Source organism: Streptomyces sp. x-19 (assembly GCF_046549115.1).
Taxonomy (GTDB): domain Bacteria; phylum Actinomycetota; class Actinomycetes; order Streptomycetales; family Streptomycetaceae; genus Streptomyces; species Streptomyces albulus_C.
Map to the genome: position 1 here is coordinate 427,631 of NZ_JAJPWK010000004.1, position 23,698 is coordinate 451,328.

Consider the following 23,698-nt stretch of genomic DNA (forward strand, 5'->3'; position numbering starts at 1 on the left):
GCACCGAAGCCCCGCCGGTCGGCCGGGGCACAGGAATGCGGGGCCCGAATCGCCCCGCCCAGACGACTTCCCGGCCCGCTCACCGATAACGTCATTATCCGCATTCTTCATATATTGAGCAGTTGTGCGCCGGAGGTCCGAGGTCTCGCACCGCTGGCTTGCGCCGTGGTGCACGACGGCACGGCACCGCAAGGCGAGTTCCCACCGGCCCCGACATCGTCCCGCCCGCCGAGGGCTCCCTGACGCGACGGACCTCCCGCCCGGTCCGCACGGCTTCCCCGCCACCGCCCGCGCCTCCGGCCGTACCGCCCCTCGCGCCCCAGGGGTGGCTCCCGGCGCACGCGCGGGCGCAGGCGCCGGGAGCAACGGCCGTCTTGGGTGTCAACTCATCGTCACAGCAAAGGAGTTGCCAAGCCGACGGAACCCCTTCCGGGTCCGACGACCGGGAGTCATACTGCCCCCATAGCAACTCCGTCAACACCTCGCAACAGGGGACGAGTTCGATCACGGGGGTGCATGATCTTGTCCTTCCCCGAAAAACCAGCGACCGCTCCGTCGAACACTCCATCGCCGACGGACCCCTCCTCGCCATCCGACGGACCGCCCTCCGAGCAGGGCCTCAGCGAAGCCACCCGCCTGCTGTGCGCGGGGGTCTACTTCGACGGACAGTTCCGTCGCCGCGTCATCCAGGAACTGGTCGAGCACGAGGAGCGCCCGATAGCGCCCTCGCTCGGCTTCGACGCCCTGCCGGTCCTCGCCCACGCGCTGTCGGCGCGCCGCCGGGAGGCGCAGACCGGGCTGTTGCTGTTGGCCGTCTGGGCCGTGTTCATCGGGCTCGACCTGGCCGACGTCGGTGCACAGTCGCTCCTCCCCGTGCCGTGGTTCGTGGCCTACGGGGCGGTCTGCGTCGTGTCCTGGCTCGTGCGCGGAACCAGGAGTTCCCTCTTCGCCCTCGGGCGCTCGGTGCTCAAGGAAGCCACCCGCGGCCGGCTGAAGGCAGTGCTGCCGGTACTGCCGTTCGTGGTGGCGGTGGTGTACGGGGCGGCCGTGCTCACCACCCTGTTCCGCGGCGGCGACGCCTGGATCGCCGTGGTGTTCCCGGTCCTGCTGGTGCCGCCGATCTGGGCGCACCGGGCGCACGTCGTCTCCGTCATGCGGCACCAACTCGGCCGCGAGACCTTCGCCGGGGGGCGGCGGGCGGCGCTGCCGGCCACCGCCCAGTACCGGCGCATCGGGGCGGCCATCGCCCGCGAGCAGCACGCCCGGCTGGCCATCTACGACCCGTTCCGGCCCTTCGTCGGCGCCGGCACGCCGTACAAGCCATGGTCGGTCGCCATGGAACTGAAACAGCAGAGTTGGGCCGGGTCACCGGAGCAGGAGGCGCCGGAGTCCCCGTCGCGCCCGGCGCCGCCCTCCTTCACGAAGCGGCGGCCCGGGAGCGTCCCCGCCCCGCTCACCGGCCGGGAGGTGGTCGATCTGATCAAGCCCCGGCTGGAGGCGCTGCGCACCTCCGCCGCGGCCACCAGCCGGGACCGCCTCCGCTCCCTCGAAGTCGAGGAACTGGTCTACCTGCCGGTCGGACTGGCGCGCGACGAGGTGGACTACGGGCCGGACGTCATCCGCGAGCACCTGGAACGGGCCGTCGGCGAGGGCGCCGAGGCCCGCCGCCACTTCCTGCGGGTGCGGGTCGGCGCCTGGGACGAGCAGGTGGCGATCTGCCTGTTGGTCCGCATCCACACCCAGGGCGGGATGCTGGTCCTGGAGGTCGCCCCGCACGTCCTGACGCCGGTGCGCCCGGAGTTCAAGTCGGTGGACGTGGTCGCGGCGCACGGCGGGGACGGCCCGCTGCGCGACGTGATCAGGAGCGTGCTGACCAGCCCCTCGGCGGGATGCGCCGCCGCGGTCTCGCTGTGCCAGACGGCGGTGTCCCTGATGCGCACGTGGCTGACGATGCCGGAACACGCCCTGCCGGACGCACCGGTCGCGTCCGTACGGGAGTTGGGGAGCGTGCCGGAACTCTCGCTGTTCCAGGAGATGGACATCAGCCGGTACGTGAAGACGCTCCAGGACCGGATCGCCAACGGGGTGCAGGAGGCCCTGCGCAACAAGGGCTACGAAACGGGCGTGTTCGACCAGTACATCATCAACGTGGGTGAGGGCGGGGTGTTCATCGGCGGGATGAGCGGCGGTGCGGTCGCCTCCGGCGAGCGCGCCCTGGCGAAGCACACGGACGGGTCGACGGAGACGGGGGGCGGTCGAGGATGACGGTTCAGGAGCAAGAGCAGGAGCAGGAGCAGGAGCCGGTGCACGGCCGGGAGGTCGGTGACGACGTGACGGACGCCGCCCCGCCCGGTGACGCGGCGGGCGGCAACCGGGCCGGTGGCGGCATCAGCATCGGCGTACTGACCGGCGGCGCGGTCGCGGCCGGGGAGCGGGCCGCCGCCGAGGACCGCTCGGTGCGCGACGGCCGCCCGGCACCGGCGCTCCCGCCCGCGGGCGGGCCCGAGGCGCCCGCCGTACCGACGAGCGCCGCCGGCGGCATCAGTATCGGCGTGATGACCGGCGGCGCGGCGGCCGCGGGGGCGGATGCCCGGGCACTGGACGCCTCGACGCAACCGGCGCTCGACGCGCCGCCCGAACTCCGGGCGGCACTGGGCACCCTGCGTCAGCACCTGCCGTTGCTCACCGCGACGGACGAGACGTCGGAGATCGATGCCCGACTGGCGGACGCCGAAGAGGAGATCGACGGCACCGGGCAGGTGCGTCGGGACCGTCTGCAGTGGCTGCGCGACCGCCTCGACCTCGGCGCGACGGCCGTGGCGGGGCTCGCCTCGGCGACGGCGGTCGTCCAGCAGATCACCCAACTCCTCGGCGGCCAGGGCTAGGAGGGGCCGGCATGGACCAGTGGGACGAGGACAAGCAGGACTGGCTGGAGCCGGCGCGACCGGTCGGTGCGCCGCCCGACGGCAGGTCCCGGCGCATGCTCATCGTGACGGGCTCCGCGGTCGTGCTCGTCGCGGCGGCCGTGGTCGGGCTGTGGCAACTGGCACGCGACGGCCAACCGGACTCCCCGGCGTGGAGCGGCGCCCCGCCCTCCGCGCCCGGCGGCGGTTGGTCGAGCAGTCCCGGCGGCGGGTCGGTCTCCTCGCCGGGTTCGGACGGTCTGGCCGCGGCTCCCGACCCGTGCGCGGCACTCGACGCGAACACGGCCGCGGCCTGGGGCCTGTCCGCGGGCCGCCCGAACAACCCCAGCGATCCGCAGGCCGGGCTGAAGGCATGCAGCTGGAGCGGAACCGGAACCGCAGGCGGCGCAGCCCTCACCTACACGCTGATCTACGCCAAGGACATCCCGGTGTCGCCGGAACCCACACCGACCAGCGTCACCGGAGTTCCGTCCGCGTCGGTGCTCGGGAACGACCAGGGGTGCGCGATCGTCTGGCCCACCTCGTTCGGGAAGGTGTTCGTGCACGTCAAGGCGGACGCCGGGACACAACCGAACCTGTGCGACTCCGCCGCCACCTTCGCCACCCAGGTTGCCCCGAGGGTGCCGTCCTGACGCTCCCTCGCACGCCGGAGGCCGTGGCCGCCGCTCCGGGCAGGTATTCGAGGCGGTCCCGTGCCGGTGAATTCGCTCGCCCGACGAAGGATCCGGACGCCGGTCGGGGCATTCTCGCCTGGCATCGAACCGTCCGGACAGCCGGATGGATCGCGATCGGGAGGTCGGTCATGACACACCTGTCCCCGTTCCGCCGCGGCGCCGCCGTACTCGCCTGCGCCGGGTTCCTCTGCGGTGTCCTCGGCACCGGCACGGCCGCCGCCGCAAGCCCCGCGGGGGTCACCGCGGGTGGCGGCCACGGCCCGTCCAAGGGCCGCGTGATCGCCAAGAACGGCCTGGAGCTGCGGGACGGCCCCGGGACCGCGTACCGGGCGGTGGGTTCGCTGCCGTACGGCACCGTCGTCACCCTCCGCTGCAAGGTCAACGGGGAGAACGTGCACGGCAATCCGCGCTGGTACGAGGTCGGGGAGGGCCGGGTCACCTGGTTGTCGGCGCGCTACGTCGAGACCCTCGGCACCGCACCCCGCTGGTGCGCGGACCGGCACCGCTGATCCGTCGGCGGGTTCCGTCCCGGCCGCGTGCGGGCGGGACGGAACCGCGCCGCTCCGCCCGGCCGGGGCAACCGCCGTGCTCCGGAGCGCGGTTCAGGCGGTCTCGGTGCGCACGGCGATGAGCGCCACCGTCGCGTAGCCCATCGTGAAGCTGCCACCCCGCGCGTCGATGGCGGCCCCGACGCCCGCCAGCACGTCGCTCAGGGCGGCCGGCGGGATGCGGGTGAAAGCCCCCAGGGTGGGCATCTGGTCCAGCCAGGCGTCCCGGGTGTAGGTCCACTCCCAGTCGTGGCGCCACTGTTGCGGCTCGTCGAAGCCGCCCGCGTCCCGGATGCCGTCGGCGGCCCGGGCACACACCTGCCGGTAGGCGTCGAGGGCACCCTTCGTCAGCGCGGTGACGTCGAACGGCGCGTCGGGCAGCGCCCGCCGGCAGGCACCGACGACCGCGTCCGCCACATCGTCGGGGAACCGGAAGACGTTCCAGAACGGCGCCAGGAGGCCGCCGGGGCGCAGGGCCCGTGCGGCCCGCTCGGCGCCGGCGACGGGGTCGATCCAGTGCCAGGCGGTGCCGGCGACCACGGCGTCGAAGGTGCGGTCGGCGGGGTCCCAGTCCTCGAACCGCGCGACGTCAACCTCCGTGCCGAGTGCGCGGGCCACGTCGGCCATCCGTGCGTCCGGTTCGACTCCGAGCACCCGGCAGCCGGCCGCGCGGAACTGCCGGGCGGCGATGCCCGTTCCGCAGCCGACGTCGAGGACGTCGGGGACGTCGGGGTCGGGGAGGCCGGCCGCGATCCGTCGCACGAGGGCGTCGGGGTAGCGGGGCCGGGCCCGGTCGTAACGTGCGGCGTCGGTGCCGAACGACTCCGCCACCTGCCGGTGTTGACGCGCTTCGGGGAGCCCTGAGGGCGGCATAGTGGGCATGCGCCCACTATGGTGGGCGCATGCCCACTCGTCAACCGGATGGGAGGATTGCGGGATCCGACCGAGGGAAGGGGCGCACCCGTGCCGACAGGAGTGGCCATCCGCGATGTGCGGGAGCAGTTGTTCGGCGCCGCCGAGCGGATCCTGCTGCGGGCCGGGCCGAACGCGCTGACCAGCCGCGCGGTCACCACCGAGGCGGGCTGCGCCAAGGGCGTCCTGCACCGGCACTTCGCCGACTTCGACGCCTTCCTCGCCGAGTTGGTGCGGGACCGGATCGGTCGGATCGAGGACCAGGCCACCGCGCTGCGCGCGGCCGCCGGGACCGGCTCCGTCGCCGACCGCCTCACCGCCGCGCTGCTCGACGTGTTCGGGCCGGTCGCCGTGGCGATCGTCTCGCTCGTGATCTCCCGCGACGGCCTGCGCGCCCAACTACGCGCCGGCGGTTCGACCGGCGTCCCGCTCCTCGCCGAAGCCACCGCGATGCTGGCCTCCTACCTGACCGCCGAGCGCGCACTGGGCCGGATCGCCGCGGACGCCGACGTCGACGTCCTCGCGCCCACCCTGATCGGCGCCGGCCACCTGCTGTTCGCGGACCGGGAGGGCACCGCGCCCGACGCGCCGGCCGTTCACCGGGTCGTGACCGCGGTCATCGCCGGAGTGGTGCGCGAACCGTGACGCGGGCCCGGCGGAGGGTGTCGTAGCGCCTGGGCGGGGGCTCGGGGCCGGACATCAGCGCCCGTGCGCCCACGACGTCACAGGGGGCGCTTGAGGTGCGCGGTGAGGAGTTGCCGCCAACCGTCCCTGGCCTGCGCCCACTCGTCGGGGCAGCCCTCGGCGCGCTCCGCGTCAAGCCGGGCGTCGCTCCCCACGAGGTCCTCGTGCCGATCCGGGTGCGCACCGTAGACGTAGCAGGCGTAGTTGGCCGCGCGCTGGCCGTCGAGGCTGTGCTCGTCGCGCAGGTCGGCCGCGTCCAACGGGGTCTCCTCGGCGGCCAGGGCGTAGTCGTCCGCCGCGGCGCGGGCCTTGCGTTCGCCGGGACGGCCCTGGCCGATCAGCAGCACCGCGGCGAACTGGTCGGCCACGTCCTCCTCCCGGCCGGTGAAGCGCAGGCCGAGGCGGTCGATCAGGGCGTGGGCGCCCTCGTGGTAGGCGGTCTCCTCCAGCACGGCGGCCACATGGGCCTCGGCGGCCACCGTGCCGCCGGGTCGGTCGGGGCTCGGGCCGGCCTGCCGGAAGCGCTCGCGTATCTCGTCGACGTGCTCGGCGCAGAAGTCGATGGTGCCGGCCTCCGGGTCGTAGGCGGGTTCGGCCGCACCGCACGAGCGGACCACGAACGGGATGCGCTGCGGCACCTTGAGGGTGGCGTTCAACCGGTCGGCGGCCGCGTCCAGGATGCGGTGCGCGCGGAGGTAGCCGATGGCGGTCGCCGCCCGGCCGCCGGTGCGGTACTGCACGACGAAGCCGTTCGAGCCGCCCTTGCCGTGGCTTTGGCGGCCCGCGCCGTCCGTCGGCTCGGCCGCGTCCCGCCCGGCCGTGCAGCCGGTCACCGCGGCCGCCAGGGCCAAGGCCAGCAACGCCCGTGTGGTGTGCCCCGTCCAGCGGCCCATCCGCCTGCTCCTCACTGCCTGGGCCGCGCACCGCGGCGGTCCGTCCGAGCTGGGAAGAGGCGTGTGCGGAGCTGGAGGTTCCACGCCGGCGGCGGATCGGACGGGAATCACCACAGCGCGTCGATGTTCCCGGGGTGCAGCGCGATGCGGCTGTCGCGGAACGCGGCCCGGGCCTGCCGGGCGCGCGGCGAGAAGAAGTCCGCCATGGTGACCTTGTCGAACCCGGGCCGATCACTGGGGAAGGGCGCCTGCGGGGTTCCGCCAATGAGGACGGTGCCCGGGAGGTGGTGCCAGCCGGCGCTCTCGTAGAAGGCGCGCAACGGTCGGTCGCAGGTGAACAACCCCAGGTCGTAACCCCCAGTGGCCAGAGCCTCCCGAGCCGCGGTCACCAGCCGCCGGCCGTGCCCCCGGCCGCGCGCCTCCAGGCGCGTCACGACCGTGCTCAGGCCACCGGCGGTGTAGTCGCAGCCGGCGTGCCGGAGCTCCTTGGCGAGGACGTCCAGCGCGGCGAGGACGGTCCCGTCGTCGACCAGCAGCATCGACCGCGGCCGCAGCGCGGGGTCGTGGACCGGCTCGGTGGGCCCGGGGGCCGTGCCCCGCGCCGACGGCCACGCCTGTTCCTGGAGCTCCCGCACCTGGGTCCGGAGTTCGGCGGGGGTGGCGGCTTCGGGGAACACGAGGATCTGCACCCGCCGATTGTGTACCAGCGGGGTGCGGGCGGCACGACGGATCGTCCCGGGTGGCCCGGGCCGGCCCGGCGGCGACGGGCCGGCGGCCGCTCGGGGCCCGCGCGTGTCCGTCCGCGGCGGGGCCGGACGCCCGGGAAAGGATGCCGGCATGTCCGCCGTCCTCCACGCACTGTCCCTCACCGGCTCGATGACCTGGGAGATCACCTGGGCGCTGATCCTGGGCTTCGGCCTGTCCGCGGTGGTCCAGGCGGTGGTCCGCAAGTCCACCGTGGTCGCGGCGCTCGGTGACGACCGCCCGCGCACCCTGGCACTCGCCGCCGGGCTGGGTGCGGCCTCGTCCTCGTGCTCCTACGCCGCGGTGGCGCTGGCCCGTTCGCTGTTCCGCAAGGGGGCGGACTTCACCGCCGCGATGGCGTTCCAGATCGCCTCCACCAATCTGGTCGTGGAACTGGGGATCATCCTGGCGCTGCTGATGGGGTGGCAGTTCACCGCCGCCGAGTTCGTGGGTGGGCCGGTCATGATCGTGGTGCTGGCGTTGCTGCTGCGGGCCTTCCTGACGCCGGCGTTGCTGCGCGCGGCCCGGGCGCAGGCCGACCGCGGCCTGGCCGGTTCGATGGAGGGGCACGCCGCGATGGACATGTCCGTCCGGCGCGACGGCTCCTTCCTGCGCCGGCTGTGCTCGCCCGAGGGCGTCACGGCCACCGCGCACGTCTTCGTCATGGAGTGGGCGGCGATCCTGCGGGACCTGGTGGCCGGTCTGCTCGTCGCCGGTGCCATCGCGGCGTGGGTGCCCGACGCCTTCTGGCGGTCCTTCTTCTTCGACGGCCATCCGCTCGCCGCCAAGTTCTGGGGGCCGCTCGTCGGTCCCCTGGTCGCGATGGCGTCGTTCGTCTGCTCCATCGGCAACGTTCCGCTCGCGGTGGTGTTGTGGAAGGGCGGGATCAGCTTCGGCGGGGTGGTGGCGTTCGTCTTCGCGGATCTGCTGATCCTGCCGATCCTCGGCATCTACCGGAAGTACTACGGCCCCAGGATGGCGCTGCTGCTGCTCGGCACCTTCTACGTCGCGAGCGCGGTCGCCGGGTACGTGGTCGAGTTCGTCTTCGGTGGGCTCGGGCTCGTCCCGGACCAGGCCCGGGCGCGGATCCCGCAGGAGGGCGTCACCCTGAACTACACCACCTGGCTCAACGTGGCCTTCCTCGCGCTGGCCGCGGCCCTGTTGGTGCGGTTCTTCCGCACCGGTGGCCGGGAGATGCTCCGCACGATGGGCGGCGCCCTCGCCGGTGGGCGCGACGACGGGCAGGGGGACCCAGCGGGTCGGCGCGGCCCGTGACAGGGCGTGCCACCGGCCGCCCGTCGTGCGCGCCGTCAGGACCGTCGCGCCGGCGGCCGGTGCCGCTCCGACCGACGGTGCGTCAGGGGCGCGGCCACCGCCGTGACGCTCCCGAGCTGAAGCCCACCTGAAGCTACCTGAAGAGCCCTTCAGGAACGTTCTGGCAGTCTGACGTCATGCGCTTGTTGATCGTGGAGGACGAAAAACGCCTCGCCACCACCCTGGCCAAGGGGCTGGCGGCGGAGGGCTTCGCCGTGGACGTGGCACACGATGGCCGGGAGGGTCTGCACCTGGCCACCACCCAGGGCTACGACCTGCTCATCCTGGACATCATGCTGCCCGGGATGAACGGCTACCGCGTCTGCGCGGCCCTGCGCGCGGCCGGTGACGAAACCCCGATCCTCATGCTGACCGCCAAGGACGGTGAGTACGACGAGGCGGAGGGGCTGGACACCGGCGCCGACGACTACCTCACCAAGCCGTTCTCCTACGTGGTCCTGCTGGCCCGCGTCCGGGCGCTGCTGCGCCGCCGGACGCGCGGCGGCAGCCCCGTCCTGCGCCTCGGTGACCTGGTGCTGGACCCGAGCGGTCACCGTTGCGCCCGCGGCGAGGAGGAGATCCCGCTCACCGCCAAGGAGTTCGCGGTGTTGGAGTACCTGGCGTCGCGATCCGGACATGTCGTCTCTAAAGCAGAGATATTGGAGCACGTCTGGGACTTCGCCTACGACGGCGACCCGAACATCATCGAGGTCTACATCAGCGCCCTGCGGCGGAAGATCGACGCCCCGTTCGGCCGGCGCTCGATCACCACCGTGCGCGGCGCCGGTTACCGGCTGGCGGCCGACCGTGGCTGAGCAGACCGCCGCGGCGCCGTCGCAGCCGCGCCAGCCCCGCTGGTGGGGGTCCGTCCGGGCCCGCACCACCTCGGCCTCCACCGTGGTGGTGGCGCTGGCCCTGGTCGCCGCCGGGGCCGCGGTCCTCGGGGTGCTCCAGCGCAACCTCGTCGACAGCGCCGGCCTCCAGGCGGAGGTGGTCGCCCGCGAGGTCGCCACCCAGGTCGCGGTCGGCACGCCCTTCGACCACCTCAACATGCCCGACGAGGACGACCGGCCGGTGCAGGTGGTCGACGCCGACCGCAAGGTGCTGGCCGCCGGCGACGGCCTCCACCACGCCCCGCCGCTGGCCGACTTCGCCCGCGCGCCGCACCGGCCGGACGGCCACGATGACCACGACGACGATGACGACGACACCCCTGCGCGGGGCTCGGCCAGCGAGCACGCCGCGTTCCGCACGGTCACGTTGAAGCTGCACGACGACCATTCCGACCAGGACTTCCAGGTCGCCGGGCTGCTCGCCACCTCCCCGACCGGACAGACCGTCACCGTCTACGCCGGCGCCTCCCTCGACACCGAGCAGCAGGCGGTGGACGGGGTGCGCGACGCGATGCTGATCGGCCTGCCGGCGCTCCTGCTGGTGGTGGCCGCGGTGACCTGGTTGGTGACCCGCCGGGCCCTGCGCCCGGTCGAGGGCATCCGGGCCGAACTCGCCGAGATCATGGGCGGCGACCTGTCCCGACGGGTCCCCCAGCCCGCCTCGCGCGACGAGGTCGCCCGCCTCGCACAGACCACCAACGCCACGCTCGCCGCCCTGGAGAAGTCGACGGAACGCCAGCGGCAGTTCGTCGCCGACGCCTCGCACGAGCTGCGCAGCCCGATCGCCAGTCTCCGCACCCAGTTGGAGGTGGCCCGGGCCCATCCGCACCTGCTCGAACTGGACGGCCTGATCGAGGACACCGTCCGCCTGGAACGCGTCGCGACCGACCTGCTGCTCCTGGCCCGCCTGGACGCCGGCGAACGGCCCCGCGCCGAGCGCCTGGACCTGCCCGAACTCGTCCGGGACGAACTGGCGCACCGCTCCGGCGACCGCCTCCCGATCACCGCCGACCTGCCCGACGCGCCACTCCCGGTCAGCGCCAGCCGCACCCAGCTCACCCGGGTGCTGGGCAACCTCCTCGACAACGCCCAGCGCCACGCCGGCTCGGTCGTCCGCGTCGCGGTGCGCCGGGGCCCGGCGGACAGCGTCGTCCTGGACGTCACCGACGACGGTCCGGGCGTCCCCCCGGCCGACCGGGAACGCATCTTCACCCGCTTCATCCGCCTCGACGACGCCCGCACCCGGGACGAGGGCGGGGCCGGGCTGGGCCTGGCCATCGTCCGCGACGTGGTCCACCGGCACGACGGCCGCATCGAGGTCGGCGACGCCGACGGGGGCGGCGCGCGCTTCACGGTCACCCTGCCCGCGGCGCCCCGCCCCACCGAGCCCGTCCCGGCCGCTCCCTAGGGGAACTCCACCCCTCTCCCTGCCACCTCAACCCATCGGAGGTCCATCATGCGTACCCTCATCCACTCCGCCCGCACCCTCTCCCCCGCCCCGGCAGACACCCGTGCGGTCGACGACCGCACCGCCGACGACCGGGCGGCCGTCGAGGCGTCGGCGCCCGGAGCGACGCCCCGGGCGCTGTTCATCACCTGCTCCGACTCCCGGGTCGTGCCCACGCTGCTCACCGGCACCGCACCGGGCGAACTGCACGAACTGCGCACCGCGGGACACGTCGTCCCGCGCTACCGCTCGGACGCCCACTGCGCGATCGCCGCCACCCTCGAATTCGCGCTCGGCACGCTGCACGTCCCGGACGTCATCCTGTGCGGGCACACCGACTGCACCGCCCTCAAGGCCCTCCAGGACGACCCGCCCCCGGTCGAACTGCCCCTCGCGCGCAACTGGTTCACCCGCGCCGCCCACCGCCCGGGCCCCGACCACGACCACCAGTCCACCGGCGGCGGCCACACGCCCGAGCAGCGCCACCTGCTGGCCCAGCTCCACCACCTGCGCACCTACCCGTGCGTCTCCCGGCGCCTGGCCACCCGCCGGCTGCGCGTGCACGCCTGGCAGTACGACGACCGCAGCGGTCAGACGCTCGGCTGGGACGCCGCGTCCCGCACCTTCCGCCCGCTCCGTCCCGCCCTGCCGGCGGCACTGGCGTCGACCGCCTGACGCACCGGGTCAGGAGTCGCGGCGGCTCTTGATCTGCAGTCCGGGGCGGCGACGGTGGACCGTGAGGTACGCCAGGCCGCTCCGGCCCGCGGTCAGGCTCCGGCGGGACCCGCGGGGCAGCCACAGCACGCCGCCCTCGGTGAGCGGCCGTCGCTCCTGCGCGGTGTCCACGACACCGTCGCCGAACACGACGTACAGGAGCACGTCGAGGTCGGGCTCGACGTGCTCCTCGACGCGTCCCTCAGGCGGCAGTCGGATCAGGTTGGCGTCGAGCTGCCGGCCGGCCTCGGCCAGCCGCCACAGCGCTCCGGCCCGGGCCGGGTCGTCCGCGGCGAGCTCCCGGGCGTCGCAGAGCAGCCGCGGAACCGGGTCGGCGGCGGGCTCGGGGGCGCCGGCGCCCCCGGTGTGCGGGGTGTCAGCCATCAAGGGTCACCGTCCGATGCGTGTTCACGCGGTTGTTGCGGGTCGTGCTGGGCCTTGCGGGTCCATTCCTACTCCTGTGTCCGGCCGCCGGGCTCGGGGCTCGCCCTCTTGAATACCGAACCACCCCCTGAATGCGAACCTAGCATGCACATTTGATACCGTCGTGGCGTGCGGTTGACGAAGTTCACTGACCTGGCGCTGCGCGCCGTCATGCGGCTGGCCGTCGCGAAGCAGGGCACCACCCTGACGACGCGCGAGGTGGCCGAGGTGATGGACGTGCCGTACACCCACATGGCGAAGGCGATCAGCAGGCTCCAGCACCTCGGCGTGGTCGAGGCCCGGCGCGGACGTGGCGGCGGACTCGAACTGACCGGACTGGGGCATCGGGCATCGGTCGGCTGGCTGGTGCGCGAGCTGGAGGGCGAGGACGAGGTCGTCGCCTGCGAAGGCGATCCGCCCTGCCCCCTGCGGGCCGCCTGCCGACTGCGTCGCGCCCTGCGCGAGGCGCAGGAGGCGTTCTACGCCACGCTCGATCCGCTCACCGTGTCCGACGTGGTGGCCGCGCCCACCGGCCCGGTACTGCTCAGCCTCACCGGCCCGATCAGCCGAACCCCCGACTGACCCACTGACCACCCCGGCACCTCGCCCACCCACGGCGGGGCGCCGCCCGAAGATCCACCACATCCTTAAATTGGTAGATCATCTACGAATTATTGGAGCTGATCCGTGCTCTCCGAGCAGTCCACACCCATAGTCCGCGCCACCCTGCCCGCCGTGGGCGCCGCCATCGACGAGATCGCCACCGTCTTCTACCGCAAGCTCTTCGGCGCCCACCCGGACCTCCTGCGCGACCTCTTCAACCGCGGCAACCAGGCCAACGGTCAGCAGCGGCAGGCCCTGGCCGGCTCGATCGCGGCCTTCGCCGGCATGCTGCTGGACCACCCCGACGCCCGCCCCGACGCGATGCTCGCCCGGATCGCGCACAAGCACGCCTCCCTCGGCGTCACCGCGGACCAGTACAAGATCGTCAACGAGCACCTCCTCGCGGCGATCTCCGACGTCCTCGGCGAGGCCGTCACCCCGCAGGTCGCGGACGCCTGGGACGAGGTCTACTGGCTGATGGCCAACGCCCTGATCGCCATCGAAGCCCGCCTCTACGAGCAGCAGGGCACGCCCGAGGGCGGCACATGGCGGCCGATGACCGTCGTCGCCCGGCACGAGGAGACCCCCGACGCCCTCGCGCTCACCCTGCGCCCGGCCGACGGCACCGCCGCCCCCGCCTTCCGCCCCGGCCAGTACGTCAGCGTGCAGGTCGAACTCCCCGACGGCGCACGACAGATCCGCCAGTACAGCCTCTCCTCCGCGCCCGGCCACCCCGACTGGCGGATCACCGTCAAGCGCGTCCGCGCGGGCGACGGACCGGCGGGCGAGGTGTCCTCCTGGCTGCACGAGCAGGCGCGCGTCGGTGACGTGCTCACCGTCTCCGCCCCGTTCGGCGACCTGACCCTGCCGGCCGGCGACGGACCGCTGCTGCTGGCCTCGGCCGGCATCGGCGGCACCCCCATGCTCGCCATGCTCAACCACCTGGTCGCCAGCGGATCGTCCCGCCCGGTCGTCGTCGTCCACGCCGACCGCACCCCGGCCGACCACGCCCACCGCGGCGAACTCCGCGCACTGGTCGACGAACTGCCGCAGGCCGCGCTCCACCTCTGGTACGAGGACCCGGGGCACGCGGCGCCCACGCCGGCCCCGTCCTCCCCGTCCGCACGGGTGACGGTCTCCGCGGGCCGGGCGGACGTCAGCGCGCTCCCGCTCCCCTCCGACGTCACCACCTACCTCTGCGGCCCCCTGCCGTTCATGCGCACGCTCCGCGGAGCGCTGCTCGACCGCGGCCTGCCGCCGCAGACGATCCACTACGAGGTGTTCGGCCCCGACCTCTGGCTCGGGCAGTCGTGACCAGCCCCCCGGACAGCACGGACGCACCACCCGACGAAAGGACCCCAGGCCCGTGAACCACCTCCACGGCACCGGCACCGCGGCCGCCATCGCCGTCACCTTCGTGTGGCTCGGGATGGTGTTGGCGATCTCGTTCCTTGAGGCGCCACTGAAGTTTCGCGCCCCGGGCGTCACCCTCCCGCTGGGGCTCGGCATCGGCCGCATCGTCTTCCGCGCGCTGAACGCGGTGGAGGCGGTGCTGGCCGTGGCGCTCGTCACCGCGGTCGCGCTCGCCTCCCCCACCGTGCCGGTCATCGTCCTGACAGTACTCGCGGTACTCCTCCTGGCCGCCCAACTCGCCGCCGTACGCCCCGTGTTGAACCGCCGCTCCGAGCGCGTCCTCGCCGGCGAGCAGCTCCCCCGGTCCCGCGCCCACCTGTACTACGTCGCCTGCGAGCTCGCCAAGGTCATCGCCCTGCTCGCGCTCGGCGTCACGGTGTTGGGGTCGGGCGCCTAGGATCCGCCGACCGATCGGGGCACGGTTCGCGCGCAGGCAGTCGGACGCCGCGCTCACGCAGGTCGGCGCCGATCACCGGGCGGGCGCGGTCCGGCCGACCTCGTGCTCTGCTACGGTGCCCGCATGTTCCTCCCTCGTGCATAGGAGCCCGTGCCGACCGCGCCCACCGGGCGCGGCCCTCGCTGCCCCTGCACGTTGGAGCGCCCTCAGCGCGGCGCTGTCTCCGAGGAACACGAACATGCCTGTGTCTTCCATGGCCCCTTCGTATGCGGCCGTGTTGCGCACCCGCTACGCCTGCCGCACGTTCGGTGCGGCGCTGCTGGGCCGACTCTCCTACGGAATGGTCTCCTTGTCGCTGGTGCTGGCGATCAAGGAGACCACCCACTCCTATGCCGTGGCCGGCACCGTCATGGCCCTCTTCGGGCTGACCAGTGTCCTCCTCTCGCCGACCCGTGCCGGTCTGATCGACCGTCACGGGCCGCGCCGGGCCCTGCTCCCCATGGCCGCCGCCTACGCGCTGCTGCTGACCGCACTGGCCTTCGCGACCGCGCAGCCAGGCACCTCAGGGATTCTGCTGGGCGTCTTGGCGGTGGCCGCCGGCGCCTGTACGCCACCGCTCGGCCCGGTGATGCGGACGCTGTGGAGCGACCTGGTTCCCGACCGGCGGCTGCTGCAGCGCGCCTACAGTCTGGACACGGTCGCCGAGGAACTCCTCTTCGTCACCGGACCGTTGCTGGTGGGCCTGCTGGTGCAGGTCGCCGCACCACCGGTCGGGATCGCAACGAGCGCCGCACTGGTGTCGACCGGCTCACTCGCCCTGGTCTCGTCTCCGGCGGTCCACGGCTGGGTGGGGCGCAGGAAGGCTCCCGCCGGGTCGGCGCCGCCAGAGGGACTCGTCTCCGATCTCCCACCTGCCCCGCTGCGCCGGCGGCTGCTGCACGGCGCCCCCGGACTGCGGCAGGCGATCGCCGTCTCCGCGGCGGCGGGCATGTGTCTGGGAGCGTTCGATCTCCTCGTGATCGCCTTCGCCGACGCGTTCGACGAGCCGGAGGCGGTCGCCTGGATCCTGGCCGCACTGTCCGGTGGCAGCGCGATCGGCGGCCTGGTCTACGGTGCCGTCCCCTGGCGCGCCGCAAGCAGACTGCGGTTGGCGTTCCTTGCGGCGGTCATGGGACTGACCCTGGCCGTATCGGGGCTTTCCCCCCATCCCTACGTGCTCGTCGTGTGGGCAGGGCTCGGCGGACTGTTCGTCGCCCCGGCCCTCACCACCGCCTACCTGATCGCCGATGAGTGCGCCGGTCCGGCCACCCGCACCACAGCGGGCGCGTGGGTCAACACGGCCTACAACGCCGGTTCAGTGGGGGCGACGGCCGCCACCGGACTGCTGGTGGGCCGCCTCCCCTTGCCGGTGTGCTTCGCCCTGGTCGCGGCCCCGGCCGTGTCATCCGCGGTGACAGCCCTGCGCCGGCCCCGCCGACCCGCTCCCGACACCGCCGCACTGCACGAGCGCGAGCCTGGGCACGCGTCGGGTCGTGAGCGCTGAGCACCGCGGTTGCCGGGGCGGGCGCCCCTCACCACCGCGGCCCCAACGCCCCGGCGCCCCAATGCGGTCAGCACGCCTAGAGTTGCGAACCCCCTCCGTCGACAGGGAGCTCGGTTCCCGTCGAGAAGGTCGCGTCGAACGCCAAGTACGCCACCGCGGCGGCCACCTCCTCGGAAGTGCCCAGTCGCTGCATAGGGTTGGTGCTCCGGTAGGTGTCCTTCATCGTCTCGACGGCGTCGGCGGGAAAGGAGCGGTCCAGGATTCCCGTGTCGATGGGGCCGGGGCTCACGGCGTTGACGCGCACCTTGCGCGGCAGCAGTTCGCGGGCCAGGGTCCGCGTCATCGATCGCAGGGCTGCCTTGCTCGCCGAGTAGACACTGAGCGCGTCCAGGCCCAGGACGTTCACCACCGACGTGGTGAGGACCACGCCGCTGCCCTCGCGCAACAGCGGCGCCAACGCCTGCACCGTGAAGTACGGGCCCTTGGCGTTGATGTCGAACAGCGCGTCGTACAGCTCCTCCGTCGTCGAGTCGAACGGCGCGGACGCAGTGACACCGGCGTTGACGAACAGCGCGTCCACCGCGCCGAACCGCTCCTGGACGGTGCCGGCCAGTGCCTGGATGTCCTTCAGGGACGCGGCGTCGCTGCGGACGGCGACGGCCCTGTCCCCCAACTGCTCCAGCGCGGCGTCCAGGGCGGATTGGTCGCGGCCGGTGATCAGTACGTGCGCCCCACCGGCCGCGAACAACCGGGCCGTCGTCAGGCCGATCCCGCGGCTTCCGCCCGTGATCACGATCTTCTTGCCGTCATAAGTGGTCATGCCCTCAAGCCAAATGCCCACCCGCATCCCCTGTCCAAGACCTGTTCCGCATGCCGCCATGTCCCAGGCGTATGACGACACGCGACGTACCCTGAGCGGATGGACGTCGATCTGCGGCTCGTGCGCTATTTCACGGTCGTGGCGGAGTACGGCAACTTCGGCCGGGCCGCCACCAGGCTGCACCTGGCGCAGCCGTCACTGAGCCGCCAGATCCAACGGCTGGAGTCTCAACTCGGTGTCCGGCTCTTCGACCGCTCGCCGCAGGGCAGCAGCCTGACCGGCGCCGGTCAGGCATTCCTTCCCAGGGCCCGGACACTGCTGCAAGAGGCCGAGCAAGCCGCTCGCACGGCCAGAGCCGCCGTCCGGCCCCCTGCCGTCACCGTCGGCTGCGCCGGAGGACTGGTCATCACCGCCTGTGTGCAGGAACTGCGCCGCCGGCACCCCGACGGCCAGGTCCGCACCCGGCACCTGGACTGGCGGGACACGCGCGCCCTCGCCGAGGGGCGAGTCGACGCCCTCGTCGTGTACAGGCCCCTGCCGTTCCCCACGGAGGGCCTCCGGGTGACCAAGCTCCATGAGGAATCGCGGGTGCTCGTCATGTCGGCGCGTCATCGTCTGGCGCACGAGAACGCCGTCAGCCTGCGGGCCCTGTCGGACGAGGAGTGGGTGGCCTGTGCCAGCACTCCGGTTGTCTGGAGCACGCCCAAGCCGGTCGGCGGCCTCCCGGCACCGCCCCCGCCCACGGTCGACGACGGTTACGAGGACAAGCTGGAGCTCATCGCCACCGGCCACTGCGTCGCGCTCTTCCCTGCCGGCGATCGCCGCGCTGCCGTGCGCGACGACATCGCCCTGGTCCCCGTCATCGACGTCGATCCCTGCGAGCTCGTGCTCGTCACGCGCGCCGACGACACCAACCCGCTGCTCGGATCGCTGGAAGGCATCGCACGTACGGTGTTCGGCACGGCCTCCCGACGGGAGAACCACCAACGGGCCGTCAACTGAGTCCCGTTGACTCCGTTGCCTCTGCGTGGTGCGGCAGTCGTACCTCGTCACGCCGCACGGACGCGCCGTGCGCCACCGGGAGGACGGGGACTGATCAGCCCCGGCTGAAGGGGAGCTTCACGGTCAGCCAGGTGACCAACTCGTTGGGGTTGCGGCTCTGGGTCCACAGTCGGCCGGGGCCGGTGAACTCGAAGACGAGGCCCTCGCCGGACTTGAGGGTCTGCATCAGCCCCTTGGTCACCTTGCGGGTCGTGTAGGAGACCCCGTCGCCGAACGCGACCAGATGCCCGGAGTCGAGGACCATCTGCTCACCAGGCGCCAACTCGACCTCGTCCAGCGCCCCGTAACAGGCGGCGAGCACCTGGCCCCGGCCCTCGGCCCGCACCAGGAAGCCGCCCTCGCCGCCGGCCAGGTTCTTGAACCCGCCCCACTTGGTGTCCAGGTCGATGCCCTCCGACGAGCACAGCCAGGCACCGCGGGCGAGGCTGACGCCGCCGTCGACGTCGATGGCGGTCACATCGCCGGGCAACTGCGCCGCGAGGTCGACCCAGCCGCCGGCCGGGCCCGCGCTGAACCGCGTGATGAAGAGGGACTCGCCGCCCAGGACGCTGCGCTTGAGCCCCTTGAACAGGCCGCCTTCGGCCTTCGCCTCGACACCGATGCCCGCGGAGGTGGCCATCATCGCCCCGGACTCGGCACGGACGACCTCGCCCGCACCCAACTGCACCCGGGCCACCGCGAACGACGGGGCGTGTCGGACTTCGATCTGCATCTTCGGCCTTCTCTCGACGGACCGTTCCCAACGGGTCGATGCTACGGGGGCCGGGATGCGCGGCCTTGCACCTGGTGGTCCCCGCACGCGTGCGGTGTCGGCCCTCGGCCCGCAAACACGATTGACGAACGCGGACGCCCGGGATTTCCTTCGGTGATGTCCACCCTGCACTTCACCCGGCCGGTCACCGAGGCCGAACTCGGCGACTGGCAACACGTCCACAACACCATCATCCCCACCCACGTCCTGTCCCTGGAGGACGTGGCGGACCGGTCCCGGCGCCACCACCTGGAGGTCGCCCATCTCGACGGCGCACTGGTGGGTTGCAGCACCGTGCGCCCGCCGGTCGACGACACCGGCACCGCGACCGTGATCGCCCGGGTGCTCCCCGCCCACCGCGGGCAGGGGTTCGGGACCGAGCTCTACGCCCGCGGGCTGGACCGGGCCCGCGCGCTGGGTGCCCGGGTGATCGAGACGGTCGTGCTGTCGTCGAACGGGGACGGCCTGCGGTTCGCCGAACGGCGCGGGTTCGTCGAGTGGGAGCGCTACGTGCTGCCCGGCGAGACCGTTCCGTGGATCGACCTGCGGCTGCGCTGACCACGGGCTGCGCGTGCTCCGGCGCGGGCCGCGGCGCCGCGGCCCGCGCCGGAGCACGCGCGGTTTCCTCCCGCCGCCTACCGTCCCCCGACCAGCACCACTGTCAGCGCACCGGCGGCCACGGCGTAACCGGGGAGGAACCAGCAGAGGAAGACCCGGGTCGAGCGGGCGGCGCCCGACGGCCGGGCCCGTGCCGGGGGCCGCAGACGCAGGGCGACCCAGGTCCGCCGGGTCGTCCGCTCCTCGCGGCCGCGGCGGGCGCGGGCGAGGGCGGCCAGGAGCGCCGCGGTGCCGGTGCCGACGGCGGTGACCGCTCCGAGCGTGGTCCAGGAGGCGGCGGCCAGCAGCAGCGGGGCCGACAGCGCCACCGTGGCCCAGACGGTCAGGCAGGCGGCGGCCGCGAGCCGTCGGGAGACGGGGCGGTCGGCGCCGGCCCGTAGGTCGGCCGCGGCGGGCAGGTACCAGACGCAGCCGGAGGCGCAGAGCGCGGTCGTCCCGAGGGCGAGGACGGCGGGAGACGGCATGACCGCTCCTTCCTCAGTGGTCGGCGGTGGGCCGGGCCTCGGCGAGGGCGGCGACCGTGGGGTGGTGGAGGTCGAAGGCGGGCGATTCGCTGCGGATCCGGGGCAGCGAGGTGAAGTTGTGGCGCGGCGGCGGGCAGGAGGTGGCCCACTCCAGGGACCGGCCGTAGCCCCAGGGGTCGTCGCAGCGGACCTCGGCGCCGTATTTGGCGGTCTTCCAGACGTTGTAGAAGAACGGGAGGAAGGAGAGGCCGAGGAGGAAGGAGCCGATGGTGGAGAGGGTGTTGAGGGTGGTGAAGCCGTCGGCGGCGAGGTAGTCGGCGTACCGGCGGGGCATGCCGGCGGCGCCGAGCCAGTGTTGGACGAGGAAGGTGAGGTTGAAGCCCACGGTGAGCGTCCAGAAGGTGATCTTGCCGAGGCGTTCGTCGAGCATCTTGCCGGTGAACTTGGGCCACCAGAAGTGGAATCCGGCGAACATCGCGTAGACCACGGTGCCGAACAGCGTGTAGTGGAAGTGCGCCACGACGAAGTACGTGTCGGAGACGTGGAAGTCCAGCGGCGGGGAGGCCAGGATGACGCCGGTCAGACCGCCGAAGACGAAGGTCACCAGGAAGCCGGTCGCCCACAGCATCGGGGTCTCGAAGGACAGCGAGCCGCGCCACATGGTGCCGATCCAGTTGAAGAACTTCACCCCGGTGGGCACCGCGATGAGGAACGTCATGAAGGCGAAGAACGGCAGCAGCACGCCGCCGGTGACGTACATGTGGTGCGCCCAGACCGTCACCGAGAGGCCGGCGATCGAGATGGTCGCGGCGATCAGGCCGACGTAGCCGAACATCGGCTTGCGGGCGAAGACCGGGATGACCTCGGAGACGATGCCGAAGAACGGCAGGGCCAGGACGTACACCTCGGGGTGGCCGAAGAACCAGAAGAGGTGCTGCCACAGCAGGGCGCCGCCGTTGGCCGCGTCGAAGACGTGGGAGCCGAACTTGCGGTCCATCTCCAGGGCGAACAGTGCGGCGGCGAGGACCGGGAAGACCATGAGGATCAGCACCGCGGTCAGCAGGACGTTCCAGGTGAAGATCGGCATCCGGAACATCGTCAGGCCGGGGGCGCGCATGCAGATGATGGTGGTGATGAAGTTGACGGCGCCCAGGATGGAGCCGAAGCCGGAGAACGCCACCCCCATGATCCACATGTCGGCGCCCACCCCTGGCGAGTGGACGGCGTCGGACAGCGGTGCGTAGGCGAACCAGCCGAAGTCCGCGGCGCCCTGCGGGGTGAGGAAGCCGGCCGCGGCGATCAGCGAGCCGAACAGGAACAGCCAGAAGGCGAGCATGTTCAGCCGGGGGAAGGCGACGTCGGGGGCGCCGATCTGGAGCGGCATCAACCAGTTGGCGAAGCCGGTGAACAGCGGCATGGCGAAGAGCAGCAGCATCACCGAGCCGTGCATGGTGAACGCCTGGTTGAACTGCTCGTTGGAGAGGATCTGCGTGCCCGGACGGGCCAGTTCGGCCCGCATCAGCAGGGCCATCAGCCCGCCGATCAGGAAGAAGACGAACGCCGAGACGAGGTAGAGCGTTCCGATCTGTTTGTGGTCGGTGGTCGTCAGCCACTGCACCGCCTTGTTGCGGCGTGGCGGCCGGGCCGAGGCCCGGCCGCGCACCGGTTCCCTGACCGCCGTTGTCCGTACTTCCCAACCATCCACGGTGCTGTGTCCTCCACCTCGGAAACGTGAACTGGGCCGGGAAGCGGCCAGGACCGGGAAGAGCCATCGGCACGGGGGAGACCGGCCCTTCCCGGCGGCATCCATCGTCGGCCGGCGGGAGGTGCGGTCCGCAGGGCCGAACAGCCCTTCCCCGGACCGCGAGCGGCCCCTTCGTGCGGGGACGGCCGGCCCGGCGCCGGCCCGTTCCGGATGGCCGGACGGCACCGGTACCCGCCGGCGTCCGGGCGGTGATCACGTACGCTGCCGAGCAGACGTACGGGATCTTTGGGAGCAGCACGGTCATGTCCGAATCGCAGCAGTACGCACCGACCGCGAACGGTGTCCACGGGCCGCAGCTCCACGAGCCGGACCGGGTGCGCGGCCTGCTCGACGCGGTGATGGGCCTGGGCCGGGACCTCGAACTCCCGCAGGTGCTGCGGGGCATCGTGGAGGCGGCGGTCACCCTCACCGACGCGGAGTACGGCGCGCTCGGCGTCGTCGGCGACGGGCAGTTGTCGCAGTTCCTGCCCGTCGGCATGTCCGACGAGCTGATCGGGCTGATCGGCCGGACGCCGTGCGGCCACGGCATCCTCGGGGAGCTGATCCGCAACCCGGAGCCGCTGCGGCTGACCGACCTGACCCGGCATCCGCACAGCTATGGCTTTCCGGCCAACCATCCGCCGATGCGGACCTTCCTGGGGGTGCCGGTCCGGGTCCGCGACGAGGTGTTCGGCAACCTCTACCTCACCGAGAAGCGGGGCGGCGGCTCGTTCGACGCGGACGACGAGGCGGTGCTGACCACGTTGTCCACCGCGGCGGGCGTGGCGATCGACAACGCCCGCATGTACCACGAGAGCCGCCGCCGGGAGCGCTGGCTGGAGGCGCTCGGCGAGATCACCCGCAGCCTGCTGTCGGGGACGGACGCGCAGGAGGTGCTGCGGCTGATCGCGGACCGGGCGCGGGAGGTGGCCGGCGCGGACTGTGCGGCGGTGCTGCTGCCGTCGGCCTCGTCCCCGGACCAGTTGACGGTGACGGTGGCGTGCGGGACGGGCGCGAGCCGGATCACCGGGTTGCGCGTGCCGGCGGACGCTTCGCTGCCCGGCATGGCCGTCCGCAGCGGCCGGCCGGTGGTCAGCGCCGACCTGCGGGCCGATCCGCGGGCGTATCCGCTCGGACCGGACGGTGCCGCCGCGGTGCCCGGGGAGGCGGTGGACGGTGCCGCGCCGGGCGGGGACGCCGGGGAGGTCTACGGGCCGGCGGTGGCCGTGCCGCTCCAGGTGGACACCGGCTGCGGTGCGCTGCGGTTGATCCGCCTGGCCGGGCGGCCGGCGTTCGACGACGCCGAGGTGCGGCTCATATCGGGCTTCGCCGACCAGGCGGTGATCGCCCTGGAACTGGCCCGTCGGCGGGCCGAGTCGGAGGAGCTGACGGTCCTCCACGACCGCGACCGGATTGCCCGGGACCTGCACGACCTCGCCATCCAGCGGCTGTTCGCCACCGGCATCACGTTGCAGAGCGCGACCCGGTTGATCGAGCGCCCGGAGGCCGTCGAGCGGGTCGGCCGCGCGGTCAACGACCTGGACACCACCATCAAGATCATCCGGTCCACCATCTTCGGCCTGCGCACCACCGGCGACGGCAAGGACGGGCGGGGGCTGCGCCGGGACCTCACCGAGACGGTGCAACGGGCGGCCGGTTCCCTCGGCTTCGCCCCGGCACTGCGGATCGACGGCCCGGTGGACGCCGCGGTCCCCGACGAGGTCGCCCAGCACCTCGTGGCGGTGACCGCCGAGGCGCTCAGCAACGCCGCCCGCCACGCCGACGCCCGCCGTCTGGACGTGGCGCTGTCGGTGACCGCCGACACGGTGACGCTGACGGTGGCGGACGACGGGGTGGGGGTCGGGGCCGCACCGCACACCGGGGGCCTGGCCAACATGCGGGCCCGGGCGGAGATGCTCGGCGGCCGACTCGCCGTCGGGGCGCCGGAGGGCGGCGGCACGCGCATCGTCTGGTGCGTGCCGCTGCCCGCATGAGCCGGCCCGGTCCCGGGTCGATGAGCCGGTGCGGGGCGGCGTGGCCGCGGGGGCGTCGGGCGCTCCGGGCCGCGGGGCGCCGTGCGCCCGCTGACCGGTCCGGGCGCGGCGGATCAGGC

General features: G+C 73.1%; 24 protein-coding genes. 16 read left to right on the top strand and 8 right to left on the bottom strand.

From position 1 onward, the window contains the following. Positions 1-516: 516 nt before the first annotated feature. The 4 genes from ACLJT4_RS14435 (at position 517) to ACLJT4_RS14450 (ending at position 4,107) form a co-directional block, all read left to right on the top strand. Positions 517-2,265 carry a hypothetical protein gene (locus ACLJT4_RS14435; protein ID WP_411122704.1) on the top strand — a complete coding sequence of 583 codons (1,749 nt, stop codon included), beginning with the start codon at positions 517-519 and terminating at the stop codon, positions 2,263-2,265. Then, on the top strand, positions 2,262-2,885 hold the full coding sequence (locus ACLJT4_RS14440; protein ID WP_411122705.1) for a hypothetical protein: 624 nt from the start codon (positions 2,262-2,264) through the stop codon (positions 2,883-2,885). Before ACLJT4_RS14435 ends, ACLJT4_RS14440 begins: the two co-directional genes overlap by 4 nt. An 11-nt stretch (positions 2,886-2,896) precedes the next feature. Beyond that, complete coding sequence (locus ACLJT4_RS14445) at positions 2,897-3,556, top strand: DUF3558 family protein (protein ID WP_411122706.1); 660 nt, start codon at positions 2,897-2,899, stop codon at positions 3,554-3,556. Between the two features lie 170 nt (positions 3,557-3,726). Further along, entirely contained in the window at positions 3,727-4,107 is a 381-nt protein-coding gene (locus tag ACLJT4_RS14450; protein ID WP_411122707.1) for an SH3 domain-containing protein, read from the top strand. A gap of 93 nt (positions 4,108-4,200) precedes the next feature. On the opposite strand, the gene ACLJT4_RS14455 is transcribed toward ACLJT4_RS14450, so the two are convergent. Continuing rightward, positions 4,201-5,028, bottom strand: a complete 828-nt coding sequence (locus tag ACLJT4_RS14455) for a class I SAM-dependent methyltransferase (protein ID WP_411122708.1) — start codon at positions 5,026-5,028, stop codon at positions 4,201-4,203. Positions 5,029-5,109: 81 nt separating this feature from the next. Here ACLJT4_RS14455 and ACLJT4_RS14460 point away from each other — a divergent pair, with 81 nt between their 5' ends. Continuing rightward, positions 5,110-5,703 (top strand): TetR/AcrR family transcriptional regulator, encoded by a 594-nt coding sequence (locus ACLJT4_RS14460; RefSeq protein WP_411122709.1) that lies wholly within the window; start codon positions 5,110-5,112, stop codon positions 5,701-5,703. A 77-nt stretch (positions 5,704-5,780) separates the two neighbouring features. On the opposite strand, the gene ACLJT4_RS14465 is transcribed toward ACLJT4_RS14460, so the two are convergent. Further along, positions 5,781-6,635: a DUF4344 domain-containing metallopeptidase gene (locus ACLJT4_RS14465; protein WP_411122710.1), complete on the bottom strand. Its 855-nt coding sequence runs from the start codon at positions 6,633-6,635 to the stop codon at positions 5,781-5,783. 107 nt (positions 6,636-6,742) lie between these two features. Beyond that, a complete protein-coding gene (locus tag ACLJT4_RS14470) occupies positions 6,743-7,324 on the bottom strand; it encodes a GNAT family N-acetyltransferase (protein WP_411122711.1) in 582 nt (193 codons plus the stop codon). A gap of 148 nt (positions 7,325-7,472) precedes the next feature. Between ACLJT4_RS14470 and ACLJT4_RS14475 the strand changes: the two genes are divergently transcribed. From ACLJT4_RS14475 to ACLJT4_RS14490, 4 genes are all read left to right on the top strand, one after another. Then, positions 7,473-8,654 (top strand): permease, encoded by a 1,182-nt coding sequence (locus ACLJT4_RS14475; RefSeq protein ID WP_411122712.1) that lies wholly within the window; start codon positions 7,473-7,475, stop codon positions 8,652-8,654. 176 nt (positions 8,655-8,830) lie between these two features. Beyond that, entirely contained in the window at positions 8,831-9,508 is a 678-nt protein-coding gene (locus ACLJT4_RS14480) for a response regulator (protein WP_411122713.1), read from the top strand. Continuing rightward, a complete protein-coding gene (locus ACLJT4_RS14485; RefSeq protein ID WP_411122714.1) occupies positions 9,501-10,994 on the top strand; it encodes a sensor histidine kinase in 1,494 nt (497 codons plus the stop codon). The genes ACLJT4_RS14480 and ACLJT4_RS14485 overlap by 8 nt, the downstream gene beginning before the upstream one ends. Before the next feature lie 48 nt (positions 10,995-11,042). Further along, positions 11,043-11,708 carry a carbonic anhydrase gene (locus tag ACLJT4_RS14490; protein WP_411122715.1) on the top strand — a complete coding sequence of 222 codons (666 nt, stop codon included), beginning with the start codon at positions 11,043-11,045 and terminating at the stop codon, positions 11,706-11,708. 9 nt (positions 11,709-11,717) lie between these two features. Here the strand turns inward: ACLJT4_RS14490 and ACLJT4_RS14495 are convergent, their stop codons facing one another. Beyond that, entirely contained in the window at positions 11,718-12,131 is a 414-nt protein-coding gene (locus ACLJT4_RS14495; protein ID WP_411122716.1) for a cupin domain-containing protein, read from the bottom strand. Between the two features lie 168 nt (positions 12,132-12,299). On the opposite strand from ACLJT4_RS14495, the gene nsrR reads away from it, so the two are divergent. The 4 genes from nsrR (at position 12,300) to ACLJT4_RS14515 (ending at position 16,126) form a co-directional block, all read left to right on the top strand. After that, positions 12,300-12,752 carry a nitric oxide-sensing transcriptional repressor NsrR gene (gene nsrR, locus ACLJT4_RS14500; protein ID WP_411122717.1) on the top strand — a complete coding sequence of 151 codons (453 nt, stop codon included), beginning with the start codon at positions 12,300-12,302 and terminating at the stop codon, positions 12,750-12,752. A 105-nt stretch (positions 12,753-12,857) separates the two neighbouring features. Further along, entirely contained in the window at positions 12,858-14,087 is a 1,230-nt protein-coding gene (locus tag ACLJT4_RS14505) for a globin domain-containing protein (protein WP_411122718.1), read from the top strand. Between the two features lie 115 nt (positions 14,088-14,202). Then, positions 14,203-14,583 (top strand): hypothetical protein, encoded by a 381-nt coding sequence (locus tag ACLJT4_RS14510; RefSeq protein ID WP_411122812.1) that lies wholly within the window; start codon positions 14,203-14,205, stop codon positions 14,581-14,583. Between the two features lie 274 nt (positions 14,584-14,857). Beyond that, a complete protein-coding gene (locus ACLJT4_RS14515; protein WP_411122813.1) occupies positions 14,858-16,126 on the top strand; it encodes an MFS transporter in 1,269 nt (422 codons plus the stop codon). 76 nt (positions 16,127-16,202) lie between these two features. On the opposite strand, the gene ACLJT4_RS14520 is transcribed toward ACLJT4_RS14515, so the two are convergent. Continuing rightward, on the bottom strand, positions 16,203-16,946 hold the full coding sequence (locus ACLJT4_RS14520) for an SDR family oxidoreductase (RefSeq protein ID WP_411122719.1): 744 nt from the start codon (positions 16,944-16,946) through the stop codon (positions 16,203-16,205). A 99-nt stretch (positions 16,947-17,045) separates the two neighbouring features. Here ACLJT4_RS14520 and ACLJT4_RS14525 point away from each other — a divergent pair, with 99 nt between their 5' ends. After that, on the top strand, positions 17,046-17,948 hold the full coding sequence (locus ACLJT4_RS14525; protein WP_411122720.1) for a LysR family transcriptional regulator: 903 nt from the start codon (positions 17,046-17,048) through the stop codon (positions 17,946-17,948). Between the two features lie 94 nt (positions 17,949-18,042). Here ACLJT4_RS14525 and ACLJT4_RS14530 read toward each other — a convergent pair whose 3' ends face one another. After that, entirely contained in the window at positions 18,043-18,720 is a 678-nt protein-coding gene (locus ACLJT4_RS14530; RefSeq protein WP_411122721.1) for a TIGR00266 family protein, read from the bottom strand. Positions 18,721-18,876: 156 nt separating this feature from the next. Between ACLJT4_RS14530 and ACLJT4_RS14535 the strand changes: the two genes are divergently transcribed. Then, on the top strand, positions 18,877-19,317 hold the full coding sequence (locus ACLJT4_RS14535) for a GNAT family N-acetyltransferase (RefSeq protein WP_411122722.1): 441 nt from the start codon (positions 18,877-18,879) through the stop codon (positions 19,315-19,317). A 77-nt stretch (positions 19,318-19,394) separates the two neighbouring features. On the opposite strand, the gene ACLJT4_RS14540 is transcribed toward ACLJT4_RS14535, so the two are convergent. After that, positions 19,395-19,841, bottom strand: coding sequence for a hypothetical protein (locus ACLJT4_RS14540; RefSeq protein WP_411122723.1), 447 nt, complete (start codon positions 19,839-19,841; stop codon positions 19,395-19,397). Between the two features lie 13 nt (positions 19,842-19,854). Continuing rightward, positions 19,855-21,504: a cytochrome c oxidase subunit I gene (gene ctaD, locus ACLJT4_RS14545; RefSeq protein ID WP_411122814.1), complete on the bottom strand. Its 1,650-nt coding sequence runs from the start codon at positions 21,502-21,504 to the stop codon at positions 19,855-19,857. Between the two features lie 416 nt (positions 21,505-21,920). Here ctaD and ACLJT4_RS14550 point away from each other — a divergent pair, with 416 nt between their 5' ends. Then, a complete protein-coding gene (locus ACLJT4_RS14550; RefSeq protein ID WP_411122815.1) occupies positions 21,921-23,579 on the top strand; it encodes a GAF domain-containing protein in 1,659 nt (552 codons plus the stop codon). The last annotated feature ends 119 nt before the right edge of the window (positions 23,580-23,698 follow it).